Raw genomic sequence first — 22,031 nt, 5'->3', positions numbered from 1 at the left:
CCACCGCCCAGCGGGCGACCCACACCAACGGAGAATCCCACCATGACACCTGAGAACCCCAACATCTCACGCCGCCGGCTCCTCGGTGGCGGCCTCGCGCTCGGCGGATTCGTCGCGCTCGGCGGGCTCAGCGCCTGCGGCGGGGACGACGACGATGACGACGGCAGCGCCGGCACGACGCCGGGAACGACGGGCGGCTCCGGCACGACCGCGCCCGCCTCGGGCGGCGGCGGCTCGATCTCGATGTTCGGCTGGGACATCGCCGACACGACCGCAGGCCTCGGTCTGGGGTTCGAGGCGTGCCGGGTCGCATGGCAGGAGCAGACCGGCAACGAGCTGTCGTTCGACGGTGTGCCGTTCGGTGACTTCGTGGCGACCGGCACGACGCGTGCCCGTGCCGGTGAGCTGTCCGACGTGGTCGAGTTGCTCCCGAACCTGAACCACGCCGGCATCTTCCCGGCGCTCGCGCCGACGGCGAAGGCCGACTACGGCGCACTCGCCGACGAGGTGACCGGCTGGGAGTCGGCGCTGCTCGACGCGACCGTCGACGGCGAGTACGCCGGCATCCCGGGCGGTGCGCAGGGCACGCTCTTCTACTACAACAAGGCGTTGTTCGAGCAGGCCGGTCTCGACCCCGAGGCCGCCCCGACCACCTGGGAAGAGTTCGAGGCGGCGTGCGACGCGCTGCTCGCCGCCGGCATCACGCCGCTCGGCATGTCGGGCGTCGACGGCAACCTGCTGTGGTGGGCGTGGAACGCGTTCACGCCGCAGTTCTTTACGACCGCCGACGAGGTCAACAAGGTGCGCACCGGCGAGATCCCGCTCGACGACGAGCGCTTCATGCAGTCGTTGGCGCCGATCGCCTCGACGTACGCCAAGGGCTACTGGAACGAGGACTACGCGTCGAAGCAGTTCGCCGACATGGAAGCAGCGTTCGGCGCCGGCGAGGTCGCGATCGTCCCCGGCCTGATCACGAGCGCCATCAACTGGCGGGTGTTCGACGACAGCCTCGGCAAGGATGCCTACGGCGTCTTCACCGCCCCGCTGGTCGAGGGCGGCATCGAGCGCAAGCAGTTCTTCAACCCGGTCCTGCTCTACGGATTGTCGACGAGCACCGACGAGGTCGAGCTCAGCCGCGACTGGATCTCGTTCGTCGTGTCGAAGGAGGGTCAGGAGATCATGCTGCGTGAGAGTGGGCAGTTCCCGAACCGTTCCGACGTCAGCGTCGCCGAGGTGGCCGACAGCCCCGGCGCCGCGGCGATCAGCGCGATCGTCGAGGAGGTCGGCGGCGTTCCGGCCGCCCAGGTCAACTTCAACTCGGCCGCCGCCGGCGCTGCCACGCAGGGCATCACCGACGCAGCGGTCAACGACGACCTCGCCGGGTTCCTCGAGAACCTGGCGCTGCTGCAGTCCGAGGGCTGACAGCCTCCAGGCCACCCCGCCGGTGCCCGTCGCCCTCGAGGCGGCGGGCACCGTCGCGTCCGGGGCCGGTTTCATCGACGCTCGAACCGTCGCCCTCGAGGCGGCGACGGGCGCACCGCGGCGGGCGCGTCCGGGCGAGCGTCAGCAGATGCGGCGGCTGGGCTGGATCAGTGCGTCGTCCCACGGCTCGATCGTCAGGTCCGCGTCGAGCCAGTAGCGCTGGAACGTCGTGTCGCCCCACCCCTGGTACACCGTCGCCCAGTCGACGTCGGCGTGGTTGGTCAGCGCGCGTGCCTCGATCGGGTCGTCGGTCGACTGATAGCGCACGTCCATCGAGAGCCGGAGGTGATCGCGATCAAGGGCCGGCAGCGAGCGGTGCACCGTGTAGGCGTTGAACGTGAGGACGTCACCGGCGGCGAAGTCCGCGCCGTGCCAGCGGGGGAGGTCGTCGTCGCACAGCTGCGCGCCGATGTGGCCGGCGCCCGGCGCCTCGATCACCGGTCGGTAGCCCCGACGGTGTGTGCCCGGCAGCACGGCGAGCGAGCCGAGTGACCGGGGGCAGTCGCCGAGCGGGGCCCAGCACGTCCACGTCGCCCCGGTGCCCTGGACGAGCGGGAAGTCCTGGTGCGCCGGCGTCGGGGACAGGCCGCGGTGCGACGTCATCGCGCGCACGATGTGTCGGGGATGGACGAAGACCGATCCGTCGATCAGGTCGTCGTACAGCGACAGCAGTGCCGGGTGGTGGGGGAGGCGATGCAGCGACTCGACCTGCTGGATGTGGACGTACCCCTGCTCGGACACGCCGATGTCGTCTCGTAGTTCGTCGTCGGGGATCGTGTCGATCGCGCGGTGGTCGAGTCGTCCTTGCTCGAGCGGAGCGGCATCATCGAGCCACCCGTCGGCGGCGACGGCAGCGAGGATGTCGCGTCGGACCTCGAGCACGGCCTCGCGTGGCAGGAGGGCGCGAAAGAACAGATAGCCGTCCGCGTCGGCGCGTGCCCGCAGCGCCCGGGGATCGTCGAGCAGGTCGGTGGAGTCGACCAGGTCGTCCAGATCGGCCGGGCCGAGGGCGTCGGAGTCGGAGTCGTGGGGAGGCGGGGGATTCGTCATGCGGTGCCGTGAAACGTGCCTTGAAACGATTCAATCCGCACGGTACCGATGGGACGGCGGCAGGTCAAGAGGGTCACGGCGTACGCGGGGCCGCGGTGCTGCGGCGGACCGACAGGGACGGCTCGAAGCGGATCTGGCGCGGCGAGTGGTCGGGATCGTCGCGCTCGCCGAGCAGCAGTTCGAGTGCTGCAGCGCCGAGTTCGGCGCTGGGCCGTGCCACCGAGGTGAGTGGAACGGCCGCTGCCGCTCCGAACTCGATGTCGTCGAACCCGACGACCGACACGTCGTCGGGGATGCGCGCGCCGCGCTCGAGGAGTGCGAACTCGACCCCGAGCGCCAACAGGTCGTTGGCGCACACGATGGCCGTGGGGAGGTCGTCGACGTCGAGTGATGCGGCCAGGGAGCGGCCCTCGGCGACGGTCAGGTGGTCGACACGCATCGTCGTGACGGCGATGTCGTGGCGGGCAGCTGCCGCCGTGAGCCCGTCGGTGCGCTCGGCGCACTGGGGGATCGAGTCGGGGCCGACGACCCACGTCACCCGGCGATGGCCGAGTTCGGCCAGGTGATCGACGGCGATCGCGGCACCGCGGACGTCGTCGACCGACACCGACGAGGTGTCGCCATCGCTGTGGCGGTCGACCAGGACGACCGGGAGACGGTCGCCGAGGAGTGCGAGTGCATCGTGGGTCGTGTCGGCCGGCGTGATGAGGACACCTGTCGGGCGCTGCTCGACGATCGTGCGGAGATATCGGGCCTCGCGCTCGGCGTCGCCTTCGGTGCTCGCGATCAGGACGGCGAGATCGCGCTCTGCGGCCACGCGCTCGACGCCGCTCGTGAGATCGGCGAAGAACGGGTTCGAGATGTCGGGGATGACGACGTTGATCGTCGGCGCGCTGCCGACCCGGAGTTGCCGGGCGCTCGCGTTGGGGACGTAGCCGGTCTCGGTGATCGCGGCTCGGACGCGCTCGATCGTCGGGTCGGCGACGAGCTCGGGGCGGTTGAGCACGTTGGACACCGTGGCGATCGACACGCCGGCGATCTCGGCGACTTCGCGGATGCTGGCGGCCATCGAGCTGGAGCCTACCCCTCGCTGACCTGCGGATTCGCGGACCGACGGGGGCGCTCGCCGGCGCGTCTCGGTCGGTCGTGTGGACCTCGGCGGGTCGTCGTGTCTAGAGTGTGAAACGTTTCAACCCGGCGCCGTCGACTGGTGCCCTCGCAACCCCCGACGGAGGCAGACCCCACCGTGTTCTCGACCCAAGCCATCGAACGGCTCGACCAGCAGGCGATCGAGGTCCCGTCGTGGGCGTACGGCAACTCCGGCACCCGGTTCAAGGTGTTCGCCCAGGCCGGGGTGCCGCGCGATCCGTACGAGAAGCTGGCCGACGCTGCTCAGGTGCACGCCCTCACCGGACTCGCTCCGAGCGTCGCGCTGCACATCCCGTGGGACGAGGTCGACGACTTCGCCCGACTGGTCGACCATGCCGAGTCGCTCGGGTTGCGGATCGGCACGATCAACTCGAACACGTTCCAGGACGACATCTACAAGCTCGGTAGCCTGGCACACGCCGACGCCGACGTTCGTCAGGCGGCGATCGATCACCACCTCCGCTGCATCGAGGTGATGCACGCCACGGGTTCGACCGACCTCAAGATCTGGCTCGCCGATGGCACGAACTATCCGGGCCAGGACGACATGCGGGCCCGCCAAGATCGCCTTGCCGAGTCGTTGGCCACCATCTACGAGCGGCTCGCCGACGATCAACGCCTCGTTCTCGAGTACAAGTTCTTCGAGCCGGCCTTCTACCACACCGATGTTCCCGACTGGGGCACGTCGTACACCCACTGCGTCGAGCTGGGCGAGCGCGCCGTGGTGTGCCTCGACACGGGCCACCATGCGCCCGGCACCAACATCGAGTTCATCGTCACCCAGCTGCTGCGCCTGGGCCGGCTCGGGGCGTTCGACTTCAACTCGCGCTTCTACGCGGACGACGACCTGATGGTCGGCGCCGCCGACCCCTTCCAGCTCTTCCGCATCATGCACGAGGTGAACCGCGGCGGCGGCTTCGAGGCTGGTTCCGACGTCGTGTTCATGCTCGACCAGTGCCACAACATCGAGGCCAAGATCCCCGGCCAGATCCGCAGCGTGCTCAACGTGCAGGAGATGACCGCACGCGCCCTCCTGATCGACCAGGACGCACTCGCCGACGCGCAAGGGCGTGGCGATGTGCTCGGCGCGAACGAGGTGTTCATGGACGCCTTCTACACCGATGTCCGGACGGCGCTCGCCGACCGGCGTGAAGCGCGCGGGTTGCCGCGCGACCCGATCGCCGCCTACGCGGCGTCGGGGTACCAGGCAGAGATCGAACGGGCCCGGGTCGGCGGAACGCAAGCCGGCTGGGGCGCCTGAGGAGCAGACATGACGAACCGAACCGTCGACGAACTCTTGGCGCGCTCGAACCGCCTTGGTTCCGACCGCAAGAACACCAACTACGCCGGCGGCAACACGTCGGCCAAGGGCACCGACGTCGACCCCGTCACCGGCACCGACGTCGACCTGATGTGGGTCAAAGGATCCGGCGGTGACCTCGGCACGCTGACCGAGGACGGCCTGGCCGTGCTCCGACTCGACCGGATGCGGGCGCTCGTCGACGTCTACCCCGGCGTCGAGCGCGAAGACGAGATGGTCGCCGCGTTCGACTACTGCCTGCACGGCAAAGGCGGTGCCGCACCGTCGATCGACACCGCCATGCACGGCCTGGTGACCGCGCCCCACGTCGACCACCTCCACCCCGACGCCGGCATCGCGATCGCCGCCGCCGTCGACGGCGAGGAACTGACCCGCACGATCTACGGCGGCAAGGTCGCCTGGGTGCCGTGGCGTCGTCCCGGCTTCCAACTCGGACTCGACATGGCCGAGATCCAGCGTGAACACCCCGAAGCGGTCGGGTGCATCCTCGGCGGGCACGGCATCACGGCGTGGGGTGCCACCAGCGAGGAGAGCGAGCGCAACTCGCTCTGGATCATCGACACGGCGGCCGCCTACATCGATGAGCACGGTGCCCCCGAACCGTTCGGGACGGTGCTCGACGGGTACGGTCCGCTGCCGGCAGCCGAACGCCGCGCCAAGGCAGCGGCGCTGGCGCCGACGATCCGCGGCATCGCGTCGCACGACTCACCGATGGTCGGCCATTTCGACGACGACCCCGCGGTGCTCGAGTTCCTCTCCCGCGCCGAACATCCGAGACTCGCTGCGCTCGGCACGAGCTGCCCGGATCACTTCCTCCGTACCAAGGTCAAGCCGATGCTGCTCGATCTGCCGGCCACGGCGTCGGTCGACGACTGCATCACCCGCCTGCGTGAGCTGCACGAGCCGTACCGCGACGAGTACCGCACGTACTACGAGACGTTCGCCGACGAGTCGTCGCCGGCGATGCGCGGTGCCGATCCGCTCATCGTGCTGGTGCCGGGCGTCGGCATGTTCAGCTTCGGACGCAACAAGCAGACCGCCCGCGTCGCGGGCGAGTTCTACATCAACGCCATCAACGTGATGCGCGGTGCCGAGGCGCTGTCGACGTACCAACCGATCTCCGACTACGAGAAGTTCCGGATCGAGTACTGGGCGCTCGAAGAGGCGAAGCTGCAGCGGATGCCGAAGCCCAAGTCGCACGCGACCCGCGTTGCGCTCGTGACCGGTGCGGCGTCCGGTATCGGCAAGGCGATCGCGACACGGTTGGCCGGCGAGGGAGCCTGTGTCGTGGTCGCCGATCTCGACGCCGACAAGGCGGCAGCGGCGGCGGCCGAGCTGGGCTCGACCGACGTGGCCGTCGGCGTCGGTGTCGACGTGTCGGACGCTGCAGCCGTTCGACGAGCCGTCGACGAGGCCGTGCTGGCGTTCGGCGGCGTCGACCTGGTCGTCAACAACGCCGGGCTGTCCCTGTCGAAGCCGTTGCTCGACACCACCGAGGCCGACTGGGATCTGCAGCACGACGTGATGGCGAAGGGCTCGTTCCTGGTGTCGCAGGCGGCGGCGCGGGCCATGATCGACCAGCGGATGGGCGGCGACATCGTGTACATCGCCTCGAAGAACTCCGTCTTCGCCGGCCCGAACAACATCGCCTACTCGGCGACCAAGGCCGATCAAGCCCACCAGGTCCGATTGCTCGCCGTGGAGCTCGGCGAGCACGGCATCCGCGTCAACGGCATCAACCCCGACGGTGTCGTGCGCGGGTCGGGGATCTTCGCCGGTGGATGGGGAGCTCAGCGGGCTGCCACCTACGGCGTCGACGAAGCCGACCTGGGCGAGTTCTACGCACAGCGCACGATCCTCAAGCGGGAGGTGCTGCCCGAGCACGTCGCGAACGCCGTCGCCGCGATCACGGGCGACGATCTCTCGCAGACCACCGGTCTGCACATCCCGGTCGACTCCGGCGTCGCTGCGGCGTTCCTGCGCTGAGCCGTGGCGATCGTCGCAGCGATCGACTGCGGAGCGACCTCGGTCCGCGTGTGTCGCGTCGATCTCGAGGCGCCGAGCCTCGTCCCCGAGGTGGTCCACCGTGTTGCGCACACCCCCCGGCGCGACGCGGCGGGCCACCTCCGTTGGGACTGGACCGCGATCACCTCCGCCGTGGAGCTCGGCCTCGAACGGTGTCTCGAACTCGGGCCGATCGACTCGATCGGGGTCGACACCTGGGCGGTCGACTACGGCTTGCTCGACGGTGACGGGCACCTGATCGCCGACCCGTTCTCGTACCGCGACGAACGGACGAGCGGCTATCGAGCACTCGTCGACGAGTTCGGTGCGACTCGCATGTACGAATCGAACGGGCTCCAGCTGCAACCGTTCAACACGATCTTCCAGCTCGCTGTCCACGACCGCGCCGAGATGGAACGTGCCGAGCGTCTGCTCTGGCTCCCCGAGTTGCTCGTCCACCACCTGTGCGGTGCGACGGTGACCGAGCGGACCAGCGCCGGCTGCTCGGGCCTGGTCGACGTGTCGACCGGCGCGTGGTCGCGCGAGCTGTGCGATCTCGCCGGAATCGACTCCCGGATGCTCGGGGAGATCGTGCCGGCAGGACGCGTCGTCGGCGAGTGGCGCGGCGTGCCGGTCTCGCTCGTTGCTGGCCATGACACGGCATCGGCCGTGGCGGGGATGGGCCCCTCGATCTCGGGCGGCTCGGCATTCGTGGCCACCGGCACGTGGATGCTCGCCGGGATCGAACGCGACGCTGCTGACACCTCGTCGTGGGCACGACGCCGGAATTTCACCAACGAGGCGGCAGCGCTCGGCGGTTTCCGGTTCTTGCGCAACGTCACCGGCTTCTGGCTGCTCGAGCAGTGTCGAACCGAGTGGCGGCTCGATGTGGGCGAGCTCGTGGGGCGTGCCACGGCGGTCGAGGCGAAGGTGCCGATCGTCGACGTCGACGACGAGTCGCTCCGATCGCCCGACGACATGCTCACGGCGTACACGACCCTGGCGGGTCTTCGCAGGGACACCGATCCAGCGCTGGTGACACGCAGCATCGTCGAGTCGGTCGCAGTGAGGACCGCCGACGTGCTCGCCGAGGTCGAGGTGGCGCAGCCCTTCGACGACGTCGTCCTGTTCGGCGGTGCGGCTCGCATCGAGCTGCTCGTCGCTCGGCTGCGCAACTTCACCCGGCGGGCGATTCGGGTCGGTCCGGCGGAGGCCGCCGCACTCGGCAACGCGCTCGTGCAGGGCGTCGCGATCGGCGCGCTGTCGACGCTCGACGCCGGACGCGAGAGAATCACCGGCAGCGTGTACCCGAAGAACGATCGCCGAACAGCACCATGAACGAACGACGCATCCCCAAGCCCGCCGACTTCGCCGAGCTCTTGCGATTCAAGAGCCCGACGCTCGACCGCACTGCGGCTCGGCTCGCGAACGCTCACACGATCGCCGACCTCCGCGCGATCGCCAAGAAGGTCACGCCGAAGGCACCGTTCGACTACACCGACGGGGCGGCCGAGGCCGAGCTGTCGCTCGCGAGGGCCCGTCAGGCGTTCGACGACGTCGAGTTCCATCCGGCGATCCTGCGCGACGTCTCCGAGATCGACACGTCGGTCGAGGTGTGCGGCGGCGCGTCGTCGCACCCGTTCGGCATCGCACCAACCGGCTTCACCCGCATGATGCACTCGGCGGGGGAGCGGGCCGGCGCTGCGGCAGCCGGCGCTGCCGGCATCCCGTTCTCGTTGTCGACGGTCGGCACGGCGACCCCCGAGGACGTGATCGCTGCGAACCCGCACGGTCGCAACTTCTTCCAGCTGTATATGTGGAAAGACCGCGACCGCTCGATGGACGTGCTCGATCGGGCCGCGGCGGCCGGGTTCGACGTGCTCCTGGTGACCGTCGACGTGCCGATCGGCGGGGCACGCCTGCGCGACCGCTACAACGGTCTGACGATCCCGCCGACGCTGACCGCCGGCACGGTGCTCAACGCGATCCCGAAGGTGCGGTGGTGGACCGACTTCCTCACCACCGAGCCGCTCGAGTTCTCGACGTTCAAGGGGTTCGACGGCACCGTCGCCGACCTGCTCGACACCATGTTCGACCCGACGGTCGACTACGAAGACCTCCGCTGGATCAAGGACCGTTGGCCCGGACCGGTGGTCGTGAAGGGCGTCCAGACGTTGGCCGACGCAAAGCGGTGTGCCGATCTCGGTGTCGACGGCGTGTTGCTCTCGAACCACGGCGGTCGACAACTCGACCGGGCTCCGGTGCCGTTCCACCTGCTGCCGACCGTTCGGCGAGAGCTCCCCGACGACGTCGAGGTCTGGATCGACACCGGGATCATGTCCGGTGCCGACGTCGTCGCCGCCGTCGCCCAGGGCGCGGCGTTCACGCTCGTCGGGCGTGCCTACCTGTACGGCCTGATGGCCGGCGGGCGTCGAGGTGTCGATCGGGCGATTGAGATCCTCACCGACGAGATCACCCGCACGATGAAACTGCTGGGCGTCTCGAGCCTCGCCGAACTCGAACCAGGGCACGTCAGCCAGCTCCGCCGTCTGCTCCCGATCGACCCACGCTGACGCTCCGCATCGTCGAGGCGTCGCCGCACTGACGAGACTCGGGCGATGGGGGAGTACGAAGACCTGATCGTCGACCGACGCGGCCATGTCGACATCGTCACGCTGAACCGACCCGACGCTCGCAACGCACTGACGCACCGCACCTACGCCGAACTGACGTATGCGGTCGAGACCACGACGGCGCGATGCCTCGTCATCACGGGTGCCGACCCAGCCTTCTGCTCCGGCGACGACGTCAAGCGGGTGATGGTCGCGTCGGGTGAACAGACCGCCGATCGCCTGCGCACGGAGCCACGCATCACACCGGCGGCGGGTGCCCTCCTGGCCACCGACGTGCCGGTGATCGCCGCAGTGAACGGTGCAGCGGTCGGGTGGGGGATGGAGCTGGCGCTCATGGCCGACATCCGCATCGCGTCCGACCGGGCGAAGCTCGGTGAGCTGTTCGTGAAACGAGGGTTGTGCTGCGATGTCGCCGGCATCGGCCGGCTCGCCGGGATCGCCGGTCGTGAGACCGCCGCCGAGCTGCTGTTCACCGGTCGTGTCGTCGGCGCCGACGAGGCGCACCGGCTCCGGTTGGTGTCACGCGTGGTCCCGCACGACACACTGCTGGCCACGGCGTTCGCCCTCGCCGACGAGATCGCCGACAATCCTCCGCTGGCCGTGCGGCAGCTCAAGGCCGGTTTACGCAGGGCGCTCGATCCCGATTGGGACGAACTCGGTCGGTGGGTCAGCGCGACGCTCGGCGAGCTGTTCCGGACCGACGACCACCGCGAAGGAGTCGCCGCCTTCCTGGAGAAGCGCCCGCCGAACTTCGTCGGTCGCTGAGACCGGGCACACTGGTCGACGTGACGACCGATCCGGCAACCGGCAAACGCGTGGCGCTCGCTCTCGGGAGCGGAGGCGCCCGCGGCTACGCGCACATCGGCGTCATCCAGGAGCTCGAGGAGCACGGGTTCGAGATCGTGGGCATCGCCGGTTCGTCGATGGGCGCGCTGATCGGCGGACTCCACGCGGTGAACGGTCTCGACGAGTTCGCCGACTGGGCCGTGACACTGACCCAGCGCGACGTGCTGCGGATGCTCGACCCGACGCTCATGGGTCCGGGCATGGTGCGTGCCGCCAAGATCTTCGGCAAGCTCGGCGAACTGGTCGGCGATGTCCTGATCGAAGACCTGCCGATCCCGTACACCGCCGTCGCCGCCGACCTGACCCGACGCAAGGAGGTCTGGTTCCAGCGCGGCCGACTCGACGCAGCGATCCGTGCGTCGTCGGCCATCCCCGGGGTCATCACCCCGGTCGTCGTCAACGGTCGGCTGCTCGCCGACGGTGGATTGGTCGACCCACTCCCGGTCGTGGCAACGGCCGGCATCGAGGCCGACGTCGTCGTCGGGGTCGGACTCGCCGGCGAGCACCTGAGCGTGGCCGGTTGGCCGGATGCACCGGCACGGGAGGAGGCGGCGGTCGACGACGAAGAAGTCCGACCCGACAGCGAGCTCGTCCGGACGTTGAACCGGTGGATGGGGAACGTGCGCAGCCAGCTGACCGACACCGACGCGGCAGACGCACCGGCGTACGATCCGCCTCCGGCCGGGTTGAAGACACGCGACGTCGTCGACCTGTCGCTCGACACGCTCCGCAGCGTCGTCGCCAAATACCGGCTGGCGGGCTACCCGCCCGACGTGCTCATCACGATCCCACGCGACGCCGGCGGCACCCTCGACTTCCACCGCGCCGCCGACCTGATCGCCCTCGGCCGAGAACGAACGAAAGCCGCCCTCCAGGTCGGTTGAGGCCAGAAGGGGTCAGGCACCTTCTGGCAGACGATTCGGAGAGCGCAGCGCCTGCGAGCCAGAAGGTGCCTGACCCCTTCTGGCAGGCGGCTCGACGTCGCACAACGGTCGGTTGGGGTCTGACCTCATCCGACGGGTTGGCTACGGTCCTGCGGCATGGGTGATGCTGAGGCGATCGATCTGGCGCTGCTGGTGTTCCGGTGTGGGATCGGGGCGGTCATGCTCGCCCACGGGATCAACCACATCTGGGGTGGCGGCAAGATCGAGGGCACGGCCGGGTGGTTCGGCTCGATGGGGATGCGGCCGCCGCTCGTGCAGGCCTGGCTCGCCAGCCTGACCGAGATCGTCGGCGGTGCGTTGCTCGTGCTCGGTCTGCTGTCCCCGTTCGGGGGCGCCGCCGTGGTGGGGACGATGACCGTCGCGTTCGTCATCAACCATCGCGGCAACGGGTTCTTCATCTTCCGTCCCGGCGAGGGCTGGGAGTACGTGATGACGCTCGGGCTCACCGGCATGGTGCTCGGTGCCGTCGGCCCGGGCTCGTGGTCGCTCGACGACGCGCTCGACATCCGGGCCGACCTGATCGGTTGGACCGGCCTCGCGATCTCCGTCGGCGCCGGCGTCGGTGGTGCCGCGCTGCTGCTGGCGACCTGCTGGCGGCCGCCCGCCGCGCCCGACGGCTGACGAGTACGCCGCGGCCTACTGGCCGATCGGCATGCCGCCGTCGACCCGCACCAGTCCGCCGGTGACGAACGTCGACGCCGGACTGGCCAGGAAGAGTGCCGCGGTGACGATCTCGTCGGGGTCGCCCGGACGCCGGAGCGCATTGTCGGCCGTCTCGCGGGCCTCGTCGGTCCACGCCTTCGAGATGTCGGTGAGGAACGGCCCGGGCGACAAGGTGTTGATGCGCACCGTCGGGCCGTACTCGGCGGCGAGCGAGCGCCCCATCTGGTTCAACGCCGCCTTCGCCGAGCCATAGGGCACGACGTGCGGGAGGGGGAGCAGCGAGCCCGACGAGGTGACGTTGATGATCACGCCGCCGTCGCCGTCGCTCATCCGCTTCGCCACCTGCGACGCCATGCGGAACGGGCCCTTGAAATTGAGGCCGACGACGCTGTCGAACAGGGCCTCGGTCACCTCGTGGCTGGGTGCTGCCGGCCCCATGCCGGCGTTGTTGATGCAGACGTCGATGCGGCCGAACTCGTCGTAGGTGCGGTCGATGAGTGCGTCGATCGAGTCCCACTTCGCGGCGTGTACCTGTACCGCCAGTGCGCGGCGTCCGAGGGCACGCACCTCGTCGGCGACGGCCTCGCAGTTCTCGAGCTTGCGACTCGCGATCACCACGTCGGCGCCGCGCTCGGCGAATGCCTTGACCATCTCGTACCCCAACCCCCGGCTCCCGCCGGTGACGAGCACGACCTTCCCCGAGAAGTCGAACAACGGATCCATGGTCCCAGCCTGGCCGATGGGGCCCCGACGGATGGTGTCGGATCCGTTGCGTCGTCAGGCCAGGTGAGCGAGAGCGATGCGGCGACGCAACGGATCCGACACCATCCGTCGGTCGGGGTCAGGTGGCTTGGCCGGCGAACTGGGCTTGGTGGAGGCGGGCGTATGCGCCGTCGGCGGCCATCAGTTCGTCGTGGTTGCCCTGTTCGACGATCCGGCCGCCGTCCATCACCAAGATGACGTCGGCACCGCGGATGGTGGAGAGACGGTGGGCGATCACGAAGCTGGTGCGCTGCGAGCGGAGCCGGTTCATCGCCTCCTGGATGAGGACCTCGGTGCGGGTGTCGACCGAGCTGGTCGCCTCGTCGAGGATCAGGATCGACGGGTCGTTCAGGAATGCCCGGGCGATCGTGAGCAACTGCTTCTCGCCGGCCGACACGTTGTCGCCCTCGTCGTTGATGACCGTGTCATAGCCGTCGGGGAGGGAGTGGACGAACCGGTCGACGTAGGCGATCTCGGCGGCTTCGTGGATCTCGGCCTCGGTGGCCGAGGGTCGGCCGTAGGCGAGGTTGTCGCGGATCGTCCCGCCGAACAACCACGTGTCCTGCAGCACCATGCCCATCTCCGAACGCAGCTCGCTGCGCGGGATCGACGCGATGTCGCGGCCGTCGATGCTGATCGTGCCGCCGTCGAGTTCGTAGAACCGCATCAGCAGGTTGACGAGTGTCGTCTTGCCGGCGCCCGTGGGGCCGACGATCGCGATCGTCTGGCCGGGTTCCGCGGTCAGCGACAGGTGCTCGATGAGCGGTGTGTCGGGGTCGTACGAGAACGACACGTCGTCGAACACGATGCGGCCCCGCACCGGCTGCGGATCGACCGTCGCCGGGGCTTCCGGTGACTGTTCCTCGGCGTCGAGCAGTTCGACGACCCGCTCCAGCGAGGCGAGGCCCGACTGGAACGTGGCCGCCATCGACGCGAGATGGGTGAGCGGCTGGGAGAACTGGCGGGCGTACTGGATCATCGCCTGCATGTCGCCGACCGTGATCGCCCCGGCCGAGATCCGGAGACCGCCGGCGACCGCGATGATCACGAACTGCAGGTTGCCCATGAAGACCATCATCGGCTGGATCAGACTGGCCGTGAACTGGGCCGACCGGCTCGCCTCGTAGAGCTCGTCGTTCTCGTTCCGGAACCGTTCCTCGACGTCGTCCTGGCGACCGAACGCCTTTACGACGGCGTGGCCGGTGAACACCTCCTCGGCCTGCGCGTTGAGCGACCCGGTGTGTCCCCACTGGGCGATGAAGCGGGGCCGGGCCCGCTTCGAGATGACCTTCATCAACCACACCGACGTCGGCACGGTGACGAGTGCGATCACCGCCAACAGGGGCGAGATCGTGAACATCATGACGGTCACACCGATCAGGGTGAGCAGCGACGTGACGATCTGGCTCGTCGTCTGCTGCAGGCTCTGGGCGAGGTTGTCGATGTCGTTCGTGACCCGGCTCAGCAGGTCGCCACGCTCCTGGCGGTCGATGTACGAGATCGGCAGCGAGTGCAGCTTGTTCTCGACGGCTTCGCGGAGCCGGAACATCGATCGTTGGATCGACCCGGCGACGATGTAGCCCTGGGCGTAGCCGAACACCCACGACGCCACGTAGATCGCGCCGACGAGGATGAGCTGGTCGGCGAGTCGGCCGGTGTCGATGTCGCCGGCGAGCGCGCCGCTCACGATGATGTCGGTCGCCTCACCGAGCAGGCGTGGGCCGACGACGACGCAGGCCACGCTGATCACAGTGAGGAACAGCGAGAGCACGATCCAGCGCTGTTCGGGGCCGATGATCTCGCGCAGGCGGCGCAGTGCCGCACCGGCGTCGCGGCTCTTCTCGGTCGGCATGCCGGCGCCGCCACCGGGGCCGAAGCTGCCTCGTCGGGCTTCGCGGCCGGTGGTGGTGATGACCTCGAGTTCGTCGTCGTGTCGTTCGCCGTCGTGCTCGTCAGGGGTGCGATCGTCGGTGCTCACGCCGCGGCCTCCTCACCGGTCTGCGACGCCAGGATCTCGGCGTACGTGGGGCAGTGTTCGAGCAGTTCGTCGTGGCGTCCGAGTCCGACCACCCGTCCGTCCTCGAGCACGAGGATCTGATCGGCGCCGACGATCGTCGACACCCGTTGGGCGACGACGATCACGGCGGCTTCACGGGTGCGTGGCGCCAGGGCGGTTCTGAGCCTCGCCTCGGTGGCGAGGTCGAGGGCGGAGAACGAGTCGTCGAACACGAAGATGTCGGGATTGGCCACGAGTGCGCGTGCGATCGACAGGCGCTGCCGTTGACCGCCCGAGACGTTGGTGCCGCCTTGGTTGATGGGGCTGTCGAGACCGTTCGGCATCGACTGGACGAACCCGGCCGCCTGGGCGATCTCGAGCGCCTCCCACAGCTCGGCGTCGGTGGCGTCGGGTCGACCGAATCGCAGATTGCTCGCCACCGTGCCGGAGAAGAGGAACGCCCGCTGCGGCACGTAGCCGACGTGACCCCACAGCAGCGACGGATCGAGCCGCTTGAGGTCGACGCCGTTCACCCGCACGGCGCCACCGGTCGCGTCGAACAGGCGGGCGACGAGGTTCACGAGCGTGGTTTTGCCGGCGCCCGTGCTGCCGATGACGGCGAGCGTCTCGCCGGGCCCGACCCGGAACGACACGTCGCAGAGCACCGGCTGGTCGGCGCCCGCGTACCGGAAGTCGACCTGATCGAACTCGACCGTGCCCCGTTCGGGCATGTCGGTGACCGGATCGTCCGGCACCGTCACCGTCGAGGGACGCTCCAGCACTTCGGAGATGCGTTCGCCCGCCACGGACGCACGCGGGATCATCGAGACCATGAACGTGGCCATCACGACGGCGATCAGGATCTGGAGCAGATACGACAGGTAGGCGACGAGCGACCCGACCTGCAGGTCGCCGCTCTCGATCCGGCCGGCGCCGAGCCACAGCACACCGATGCTCGACACGTTGACCATGAAGCCGATCGTCGGGAACATCGCCGCCATGATCCGCCCGGCTCGCAGCGACACGTCGGTCAGGGCGGCGTTGGCCTCGGCGAAGCGCACCCGCTCCTCCGGCTCGCGCACGAACGCCCGCACGACCCGCATGCCGGTGATCTGTTCGCGCAGCACCGAGTTCACCTTGTCGATGCGCACCTGCATCGCCTGGAAGGCCGGGACCATCTGGACGATCAGGATGCCGAGCACGACAACGGTCGCCGGCACGGCGATCACGAGCACGATCGACAACCCGAGGTCTTCGCGCATCGCCATGATCACGCCGACCACCATCGTGATCGGTGCGGCGATCATCATCGTCGCCGCGAGGACCACGAGTTGCTGCACCTGCTGGACGTCGTTGGTGATGCGGGTGATCAGCGACGGGGCACCGAACCGGCCGACCTCGCGAGCGGAGTAGTCGGTGACCTGGTGGAACAGGTCGCGACGGATGTCGCGGCCGAAGCCCATGGCGACGCGTGCTCCGAACCAGACGGCGGCGATCGCGAACACGACCTGTACGAGGCTGAACGCGATCATGATCGCGCCCACCCGCCAGATCTCGGCGTTGTCGCCGACGAGGACCCCCTCGTCGATGAGTCGGGCGTTGAGGCCGGGCAGGGTCAGCGTGGCGGTCGTTTGCAAGGCCTGCAGGATCAGGACGAGCACGAGTTCGCGGCGATACGGCCGCAGCCCGTTGACGATCAGTTGGCGAAGCTTCATCGGGTCTCCTGGGGGGAGGCACAGCCGTGCAGGAATCGGTCGACGATCGTGGCGGCCGGGGCGGGCTCGGCGGCGATCATCGGGTGGGTGAGTGCGAGCACGAACGCCTGGAGGGTGCGGGCGGCGTCGGTGGGCGTGAGCGAGAGCTCGTCGGCATGGCGTGCCATCAGCTCGACGAGTGCGGGGTGTTCGCTCATCGGGCCGCGCTTCGGCGGATGGCGTTCGACGAGCTTCGACAGGAGCCGCCAGATGTCGGTGGTGCGCTGCTGGAGCAGCTCGGTGGCGGCGACGAGCTGACCGGCGAAGTCGAGTGACGGGTCGATGGCCGCCATGGCCTCGTTGACGGGGCCGGGGTCGGTCACCGACAGCACGACGGCCTCGATCAGTTCGACCTTGTCGTCGAACACGTTGAAGATCGTGCCCTCGCTGACCCCGGCGGCCTCGGCCAACTCCTTCGTCGTGACGGCCGAGCCGCGTTCTCGCACGAGGGGGACGGCGGCGTCGATGATCGCCTGCCGTCGCTCTGCCGGCGGCAGGGGAGTGGCTCGTTTGGTGGGTGTTTCGGCGCCGATACCCCGACCCTACCCGACTGAGTGAGTGCTCACTCAGTCGGAACAGAGGGGGTCAGGCACCTTCTGGCGCTCCAGAGTTGGCCCGAGTCGACCGGAAGGGGTCAGGCACCTTCTGGCGCTCCAGGTCTGGCCCATGTTCAGTGAATGGCCAGAAGGTGCCTGACCCCTTCCGTCAGCGGTTGCGGGTGGGGGTGCCGAGCCAGCCGGATCGACGGAACTGCCACCACAGGGCGAGCGACGCCAGGATCATGATCCCGATCGCGAGGGGGTAGCCGAACCGGTAGTCGAGTTCGGGCATCGAGTCGAAGTTCATGCCCCACACTCCGGCGAGCAGTGTCGGCACGAGGAAGATCGCCGCCCACGCCGACATCGTGCGCATGTCGTCGTTCTGCGACACCGACACCTGGGCGAGGTTCGCCTGGAGGGCGTCGCTCAGCACGTCGTTCACGGTGTGGAGCTGCGCGACGAGTCGGCGGACGTGGTCGGCGACGTCGCGGAAGTACTCGTCGATCTCGTCGGCATCGGCACGATTGCGGGTGACCACCGCCAGATCGCCGGTCGGGGAGGCGAGCCGCTCGAGCGGGCCGATCAGTGGCTCGACGTTGCGGAGCATCTCCAGCACGTGCCGCTTGAGCGCATAGATGCGCGGTGCGCTGTTCGTGCGCTCGACCGAGAACACCTCCTGCTCGATCTCCTCGATGTCGATCTGGAGACCCCGGATGATGGGCTCGTACCCGTCGACGACCTCGTCCAGGAGCTCGTACAACACGTCGACCGGTCGTCGTTCGGACAGCGGCGACTCCTGGTGCTTGGCGGCGGCGCGTCCGCCGATCCGGTGGGCGTCGCCGTGGCGCACGGTGACGATGAAGCCGTCGCCGATCGCCACGAACAGCTCACCGATGCGGATCGCCTCGGCGTCGTCGTCGTAGAACGCCGGCTTCGCAACGAGCACGAGGGTGTCGTCGTACCGCTCGAGCTTCGGTCGCTGATGCGCATGCAGCGCATCCTCGGCCGCGAGTTCGTGCAGACCGAAGCGCTCGGTCAGTTCGGAGACGCCGGAGATCGCCTCCCCGCTCAGATCGACCCAACAGTCCGTCGACGTGATGCTCATACGGATGAGCGTTCCCCCGAGCGCTGCTGGTCAATCAAGAACAGAAGGGGTCAGGCACCTTCTGTTCAATCGTGGCCGGGTCGCCGACCTCCCGTGAACAGAAGGTGCCTGACCCCTTCTGTTCAGCGGGGTTGGTGGGTGGGGCAGTAGTAGCAGGTGCGGTTGGCGACGTCGATGGTCTGGATCGGGGTGCCACAGCGCAGGCAGCGGTCGCGCTTGTAGACGTAGGTCGCCTCGCGGCGGGGGATGCGGGCGCCCTTCGGGAGGTCGAGTTCGGCACGGTCGACGGTGACGATGCGGCCCGACTTCACGCCGGCTCGCAGCATGCGGACGGTGGTCTCCCAGACCGCTTCCAGCTCGGAGCGGTCGCAGTCCTTCCCGGGCCGTTCGGGATGGATGCCGTGGACGAAGAGGAGTTCGGCCCGGTACACGTTGCCGATCCCGGCGACGACGGCCTGGTCGAGCAGCAGGCCGCCCATCGCCTTGCGGCTCTTCGCCATCCGGTCGATCGCCCGGTCGGCGTCGGCGTCGTTGCGGAGCGGGTCGGGTCCGAGGCGGTCGACGATCGAGTCGCGGACGTCGGGTGGATCGATCGTGCACGCCGTCGGGCCGCGCAGGTCGATCGTGACGGGGTCACCATCGTCGAGCGTGGTGAGCCGCATCCGGAGCGCGCCCTTCGGTTCGGGCGGGTCGTCACCGCGATGGATGCGGTACTTGCCGAACAGGCCGAGGTGGACGTGGCCGACCTCGCCGGTCGACCACCAGTAGAACAGGTGCTTCCCGTACGGCTCGATCCGTTCGAGGACGGCGCCGTCGACCCGTTCGGCGTCGGCGGCGAACCGCCCCTGCGGGCTCGTCACCGACAGCGGGCGACCCGCCAGCAGCTTCCCGTGATCCCGAGCGATCCGGTGAATCGTGTGGCCTTCGGGCATGCCCCGCAGGGTACAGAAGGGGTCAGGCACCTTCTGTTCGCCGCAGCGTCGGTGGTCAGGCATCGCTCCGAACAGAAGGTGCCTGACCCCTTCTGTTCCGACGAAACGTATCCGACCCCATTCGTTGCTGGACGCGCGAAACCCCGGCTCGGGAGCCGGGGTTTCGTGGTCCGCCCCCTGGGATTCGAACCCAGAACCAATGGATTAAGAGTCCACTGCTCTGCCGTTGAGCTAGAGGCGGTCTGCTGCGAGCAGCACAGCGAGTCTAGGGGGCGGTTTCCCGCCCCCCAACTCGCTTCGGTACCCGGTTCGTCAGGGCTGCGGCGGCGCGAGCAGGGTGTCGATCTCCCACACCACACCCGCTGCGGTCGGCAGCGCGTCGCCCAGGATGTTCGCCGTCACACTCGCGTCGGCGTTGCTCACCGTCGTGCCGGCGACGGTCAGGTCCTGGCCCGACAGCGCCGTCGCATAGTCGCCATCGGCGAGCGGATCGAGCACCGTCGTCACCACGTGGAACGACAGCAGATCGATCAGGTCGTCGGTCGGCGCGGTCGCCGCGTCGTCGGGAAGGGCATCGTTGTTCGGCGCCATCAGGGTGGCGGCGGCGGACGGATCGGACAGCTGACCCTTGACCGCTTCGAGGCCCGGCGTGTCGAGCAGGGCCACCAGTTCGCTGAACTGCGGGTTGGCGATCAGGACACCGAGGATCGAGTCAGCGGGGACCGGCACCGTCGTCGTGGTGGTCGGAGCGGCGCTCGTCGTCGTGGTGGCGGGCGGTGCCGTCGTGGTCGGCGCCGCCGTGGTGGTGGTCGTGTCGACCGGAATGGTCGTGCCGGTGCCGATCGTGGTGGTGGTCGTGCTCGCTGGCGGCTGGTCGCCGCCCGAGTTCGCACCCGCCTGGTAGATCGCCTGCAGCGTCGCCGCATCGAGGATGCCGGTCGGCTCGACGCCGAGGTCGGTCTGGAACGCCTTGATCGCATCGGACAGCGCTTCGCTCCACAGGCCGTCGATGGGGCCGGTGTAGTAGCCGAGTTCGGTGAGCAACTGCTGGACCTCGGTGATCGTCGCCGTCAGGATCGGGTTCTCGCCGAGCGCCTGCTGGATCGCAGCGATCGTCGCCGCGTCGAGTTCGCCGGTCGGCTCGAGGCCGTTGTCGGTCTGGAACGCAGCGATGGCGGCCGCGAACTCGTCGTTCATCTGGCCGTCGATCGGACCGGCGTAGTACCCGAGCTCGGTCAGCGCAGTCTGCATGTCGGCGATGAAGCCGGCGAGCTGCGGCGCAACACGGTCACGGATCTCCTCGAGCGAGATCGTCAGGTCGGCGACGATGTGCAGCGTCCCCGACGAGTCGCGGGCGGTGATGAAGCGACCGCCGCCGGGCTCGCCGTCCTCGGCGAAGTCGATCGGTCCGCTCGGACCTTGGTAGTCGATGTCGAGACCGTCGGCGAGCAACGCCCGGCAGTCGGCGTAGGTGGTGCACACGGTTCCGTCACCGCCGGTCACCGTCCGCATCGCGGCCGAGACCTCGGCGGGGTCGGTGCTGCCGGCCGCCTCGACGGCGAGCGCCATCGAGATCGCACAGTCGTACGCCTGCGCGCCGTAGAGCACCTCGCCCTGTGCAGCCTGCTGGTCGAGCAGTCGGGTGAGGAACGACACCGGGCCGGTGGCACCGATGACGGTCGCTCCGTCGAGCGCCGCCGGGTCTTGCGGAACGGCCTTCTCACCGAGTCGGGGTGTGGCCAACCCGTCGAGGCCGAGCATGGTGTCGGGGGCGACGCCCGCCTCCTGCATGACGCCGGCCAGGCGCGGGCCCTCCTCGAGCGCGATCATCACGTAGAGATCGGCCGCCGTGGCGGCGACCTGCTCGCCGAGACCCGTCATCAACACATCGGCGGGGTTGTACCGCTCGACGGTGACCTCGATGCCGACGAGGCCGAGCATGCCGGCCAGCGTGTTGGAGAGTCCGTCGCCGTACTCGTCGCCGCGGGACACGATGGTGACCTTCGGCTGGCGACCGATCACGTCGGCCGTGTACTCGCGGACCCGGTCGAACGTGTGGATCGCCACGATGTTGTCGTCGAACGTGGTGCGCAGGAAGCGTCCGTCGGCACCCTCGAGCGTCGTCAGGCCCGGCGCCGTGACGCTCGCTCCGCACACGACGGCGTCGTTGCTGCCGAGCAGCGGGATGATCGCGCGGGCGTCGGCCGAGGTGGCCGGGCCGACGATCAGCGGGCTGGTGTCGGCCACCATCGACTCGAACACGGCGGTGACGTCGCGCTCGGGGGTGGGCCGTTCGGCCACGATCGTGAGTTCGCCGCCGAGCACGCCGCCGCCGGCGGCGATGTCGTCCGCTGCGAGGGCGAGGCCGCCCTCCTGGGCCGCGCCCAACAGGTCGAACAGGCCGACCTCGGGCTGGATGAATCCGATCGTCAGCCCGTCGCCGTCGAGTGCGGGCGCATCGTCGTCGCCGTCGTCGGCGGCATCGTCACCGTCGTCTCCGTCGTCGTCGGACGGTTCGTCGACGGCCGAGTCGTCCGACGGCTCGTCATCGTCGTCGTCACCGCTGCACGCGGACGCCAGCAGCGCCACGGCGGTGACCGCCGCGGCAGCTCGCCCGAACCTCGATCGTCGAATCGTCGATCGCATCCCAACCCTCCCAGGTCGCGGCCGAGCCCCTGCGGCTCGTCGCACTGGCCGACATCGTCGCACAGCGAACGCTCGTACGGGAAGGGCAAGACGAAATCCTGAGGGTGCGATCGAAACACGTGCCCGTCCGGCCGACCGCGAACGCTCCGTCGCCGGACCGGGGTCGGGACTCCTGGTGGATTGAATCGCCTGGGCGTCCACCGGT

The 22,031-nt window shown here is 69.1% G+C and carries 17 protein-coding genes and 1 tRNA gene; 8 read left to right on the top strand and 10 right to left on the bottom strand.

What is annotated here, in order from left to right:
- The first annotated feature begins 42 nt into the window (after window positions 1-42).
- Window positions 43-1,422 carry an ABC transporter substrate-binding protein gene (locus BDK89_RS13845; protein WP_133869499.1) on the top strand — a complete coding sequence of 460 codons (1,380 nt, stop codon included), beginning with the start codon at window positions 43-45 and terminating at the stop codon, window positions 1,420-1,422.
- Window positions 1,423-1,563: 141 nt separating this feature from the next.
- On the opposite strand, the gene BDK89_RS13840 is transcribed toward BDK89_RS13845, so the two are convergent.
- Window positions 1,564-2,532 (bottom strand): phytanoyl-CoA dioxygenase family protein, encoded by a 969-nt coding sequence (locus BDK89_RS13840; RefSeq protein ID WP_133869498.1) that lies wholly within the window; start codon window positions 2,530-2,532, stop codon window positions 1,564-1,566.
- A gap of 73 nt (window positions 2,533-2,605) precedes the next feature.
- On the bottom strand, window positions 2,606-3,601 hold the full coding sequence (locus BDK89_RS13835) for a LacI family DNA-binding transcriptional regulator (protein ID WP_133869497.1): 996 nt from the start codon (window positions 3,599-3,601) through the stop codon (window positions 2,606-2,608).
- A 177-nt stretch (window positions 3,602-3,778) separates the two neighbouring features.
- Here BDK89_RS13835 and rhaI point away from each other — a divergent pair, with 177 nt between their 5' ends.
- From rhaI to BDK89_RS13800, 7 genes are all read left to right on the top strand, one after another.
- The gene (gene rhaI, locus BDK89_RS13830; RefSeq protein WP_133869496.1) at window positions 3,779-4,942 is read left to right on the top strand and encodes an L-rhamnose isomerase; all 1,164 of its coding nucleotides are present in this window, start codon (window positions 3,779-3,781) and stop codon (window positions 4,940-4,942) included.
- Between the two features lie 9 nt (window positions 4,943-4,951).
- A complete protein-coding gene (locus tag BDK89_RS13825; protein ID WP_133869495.1) occupies window positions 4,952-6,988 on the top strand; it encodes a bifunctional aldolase/short-chain dehydrogenase in 2,037 nt (678 codons plus the stop codon).
- Between the two features lie 3 nt (window positions 6,989-6,991).
- Entirely contained in the window at window positions 6,992-8,344 is a 1,353-nt protein-coding gene (locus BDK89_RS13820) for a rhamnulokinase (protein ID WP_133869494.1), read from the top strand.
- Window positions 8,341-9,579 (top strand): alpha-hydroxy acid oxidase, encoded by a 1,239-nt coding sequence (locus BDK89_RS13815; RefSeq protein WP_133869493.1) that lies wholly within the window; start codon window positions 8,341-8,343, stop codon window positions 9,577-9,579. The genes BDK89_RS13820 and BDK89_RS13815 overlap by 4 nt, the downstream gene beginning before the upstream one ends.
- A gap of 45 nt (window positions 9,580-9,624) precedes the next feature.
- The gene (locus BDK89_RS13810) at window positions 9,625-10,404 is read left to right on the top strand and encodes an enoyl-CoA hydratase/isomerase family protein (protein ID WP_133869492.1); all 780 of its coding nucleotides are present in this window, start codon (window positions 9,625-9,627) and stop codon (window positions 10,402-10,404) included.
- Window positions 10,405-10,424: 20 nt separating this feature from the next.
- Window positions 10,425-11,369 (top strand): patatin-like phospholipase family protein, encoded by a 945-nt coding sequence (locus tag BDK89_RS13805; RefSeq protein WP_208294078.1) that lies wholly within the window; start codon window positions 10,425-10,427, stop codon window positions 11,367-11,369.
- A 156-nt stretch (window positions 11,370-11,525) separates the two neighbouring features.
- Window positions 11,526-12,050, top strand: a complete 525-nt coding sequence (locus tag BDK89_RS13800) for a DoxX family protein (RefSeq protein WP_133869491.1) — start codon at window positions 11,526-11,528, stop codon at window positions 12,048-12,050.
- Window positions 12,051-12,065: 15 nt separating this feature from the next.
- Here BDK89_RS13800 and BDK89_RS13795 read toward each other — a convergent pair whose 3' ends face one another.
- The 8 genes from BDK89_RS13795 to BDK89_RS13760 all read right to left on the bottom strand — a co-directional run bounded on the left by BDK89_RS13795 (window position 12,066) and on the right by BDK89_RS13760 (window position 21,826).
- A complete protein-coding gene (locus BDK89_RS13795; RefSeq protein ID WP_133869490.1) occupies window positions 12,066-12,815 on the bottom strand; it encodes an SDR family NAD(P)-dependent oxidoreductase in 750 nt (249 codons plus the stop codon).
- A 118-nt stretch (window positions 12,816-12,933) separates the two neighbouring features.
- The gene (locus BDK89_RS13790) at window positions 12,934-14,706 is read right to left on the bottom strand and encodes an ABC transporter ATP-binding protein (RefSeq protein WP_133871102.1); all 1,773 of its coding nucleotides are present in this window, start codon (window positions 14,704-14,706) and stop codon (window positions 12,934-12,936) included.
- 122 nt (window positions 14,707-14,828) lie between these two features.
- On the bottom strand, window positions 14,829-16,565 hold the full coding sequence (locus BDK89_RS13785; RefSeq protein ID WP_133869489.1) for an ABC transporter ATP-binding protein: 1,737 nt from the start codon (window positions 16,563-16,565) through the stop codon (window positions 14,829-14,831).
- Complete coding sequence (locus BDK89_RS13780; protein ID WP_279586816.1) at window positions 16,562-17,071, bottom strand: TetR/AcrR family transcriptional regulator; 510 nt, start codon at window positions 17,069-17,071, stop codon at window positions 16,562-16,564. Before BDK89_RS13780 ends, BDK89_RS13785 begins: the two co-directional genes overlap by 4 nt.
- A gap of 238 nt (window positions 17,072-17,309) precedes the next feature.
- Window positions 17,310-18,248 carry a magnesium and cobalt transport protein CorA gene (locus BDK89_RS13775; protein WP_133869487.1) on the bottom strand — a complete coding sequence of 313 codons (939 nt, stop codon included), beginning with the start codon at window positions 18,246-18,248 and terminating at the stop codon, window positions 17,310-17,312.
- A 122-nt stretch (window positions 18,249-18,370) separates the two neighbouring features.
- On the bottom strand, window positions 18,371-19,180 hold the full coding sequence (locus BDK89_RS13770) for an Fpg/Nei family DNA glycosylase (protein ID WP_133869486.1): 810 nt from the start codon (window positions 19,178-19,180) through the stop codon (window positions 18,371-18,373).
- Between the two features lie 166 nt (window positions 19,181-19,346).
- Window positions 19,347-19,421, bottom strand: a tRNA-Lys gene (locus BDK89_RS13765).
- 71 nt (window positions 19,422-19,492) lie between these two features.
- Window positions 19,493-21,826: a peptidoglycan-binding protein gene (locus BDK89_RS13760; protein WP_133869485.1), complete on the bottom strand. Its 2,334-nt coding sequence runs from the start codon at window positions 21,824-21,826 to the stop codon at window positions 19,493-19,495.
- Window positions 21,827-22,031: the final 205 nt, after the last annotated feature.

The sequence above is a fragment of the Ilumatobacter fluminis genome, from assembly GCF_004364865.1.
GTDB lineage: Bacteria > Actinomycetota > Acidimicrobiia > Acidimicrobiales > Ilumatobacteraceae > Ilumatobacter > Ilumatobacter fluminis.
Note: the sequence above shows the minus strand (reverse complement) of the source record. Positions and strands in the feature narration are given on the sequence as shown.

Excerpts from the sequence above, each read along its gene's own strand:
- BDK89_RS13845 (WP_133869499.1), top strand. The coding sequence starts at position 43 with ATGACACCTGAGAACCCCAACATCTCACGCCGCCGGCTCCTCGGTGGC.
- BDK89_RS13840 (WP_133869498.1), bottom strand. The coding sequence starts at position 2,532 with ATGACGAATCCCCCGCCTCCCCACGACTCCGACTCCGACGCCCTCGGC.
- BDK89_RS13835 (WP_133869497.1), bottom strand. The coding sequence starts at position 3,601 with ATGGCCGCCAGCATCCGCGAAGTCGCCGAGATCGCCGGCGTGTCGATC.
- BDK89_RS13825 (WP_133869495.1), top strand. The coding sequence starts at position 4,952 with ATGACGAACCGAACCGTCGACGAACTCTTGGCGCGCTCGAACCGCCTT.
- BDK89_RS13815 (WP_133869493.1), top strand. The coding sequence starts at position 8,341 with ATGAACGAACGACGCATCCCCAAGCCCGCCGACTTCGCCGAGCTCTTG.
- BDK89_RS13810 (WP_133869492.1), top strand. The coding sequence starts at position 9,625 with ATGGGGGAGTACGAAGACCTGATCGTCGACCGACGCGGCCATGTCGAC.
- BDK89_RS13800 (WP_133869491.1), top strand. The coding sequence starts at position 11,526 with ATGGGTGATGCTGAGGCGATCGATCTGGCGCTGCTGGTGTTCCGGTGT.
- BDK89_RS13795 (WP_133869490.1), bottom strand. The coding sequence starts at position 12,815 with ATGGATCCGTTGTTCGACTTCTCGGGGAAGGTCGTGCTCGTCACCGGC.
- BDK89_RS13790 (WP_133871102.1), bottom strand. The coding sequence starts at position 14,706 with ATGCCGACCGAGAAGAGCCGCGACGCCGGTGCGGCACTGCGCCGCCTG.
- BDK89_RS13785 (WP_133869489.1), bottom strand. The coding sequence starts at position 16,565 with ATGAAGCTTCGCCAACTGATCGTCAACGGGCTGCGGCCGTATCGCCGC.
- BDK89_RS13775 (WP_133869487.1), bottom strand. The coding sequence starts at position 18,248 with ATGAGCATCACGTCGACGGACTGTTGGGTCGATCTGAGCGGGGAGGCG.
- BDK89_RS13770 (WP_133869486.1), bottom strand. The coding sequence starts at position 19,180 with ATGCCCGAAGGCCACACGATTCACCGGATCGCTCGGGATCACGGGAAG.
- BDK89_RS13760 (WP_133869485.1), bottom strand. The coding sequence starts at position 21,826 with ATGCGATCGACGATTCGACGATCGAGGTTCGGGCGAGCTGCCGCGGCG.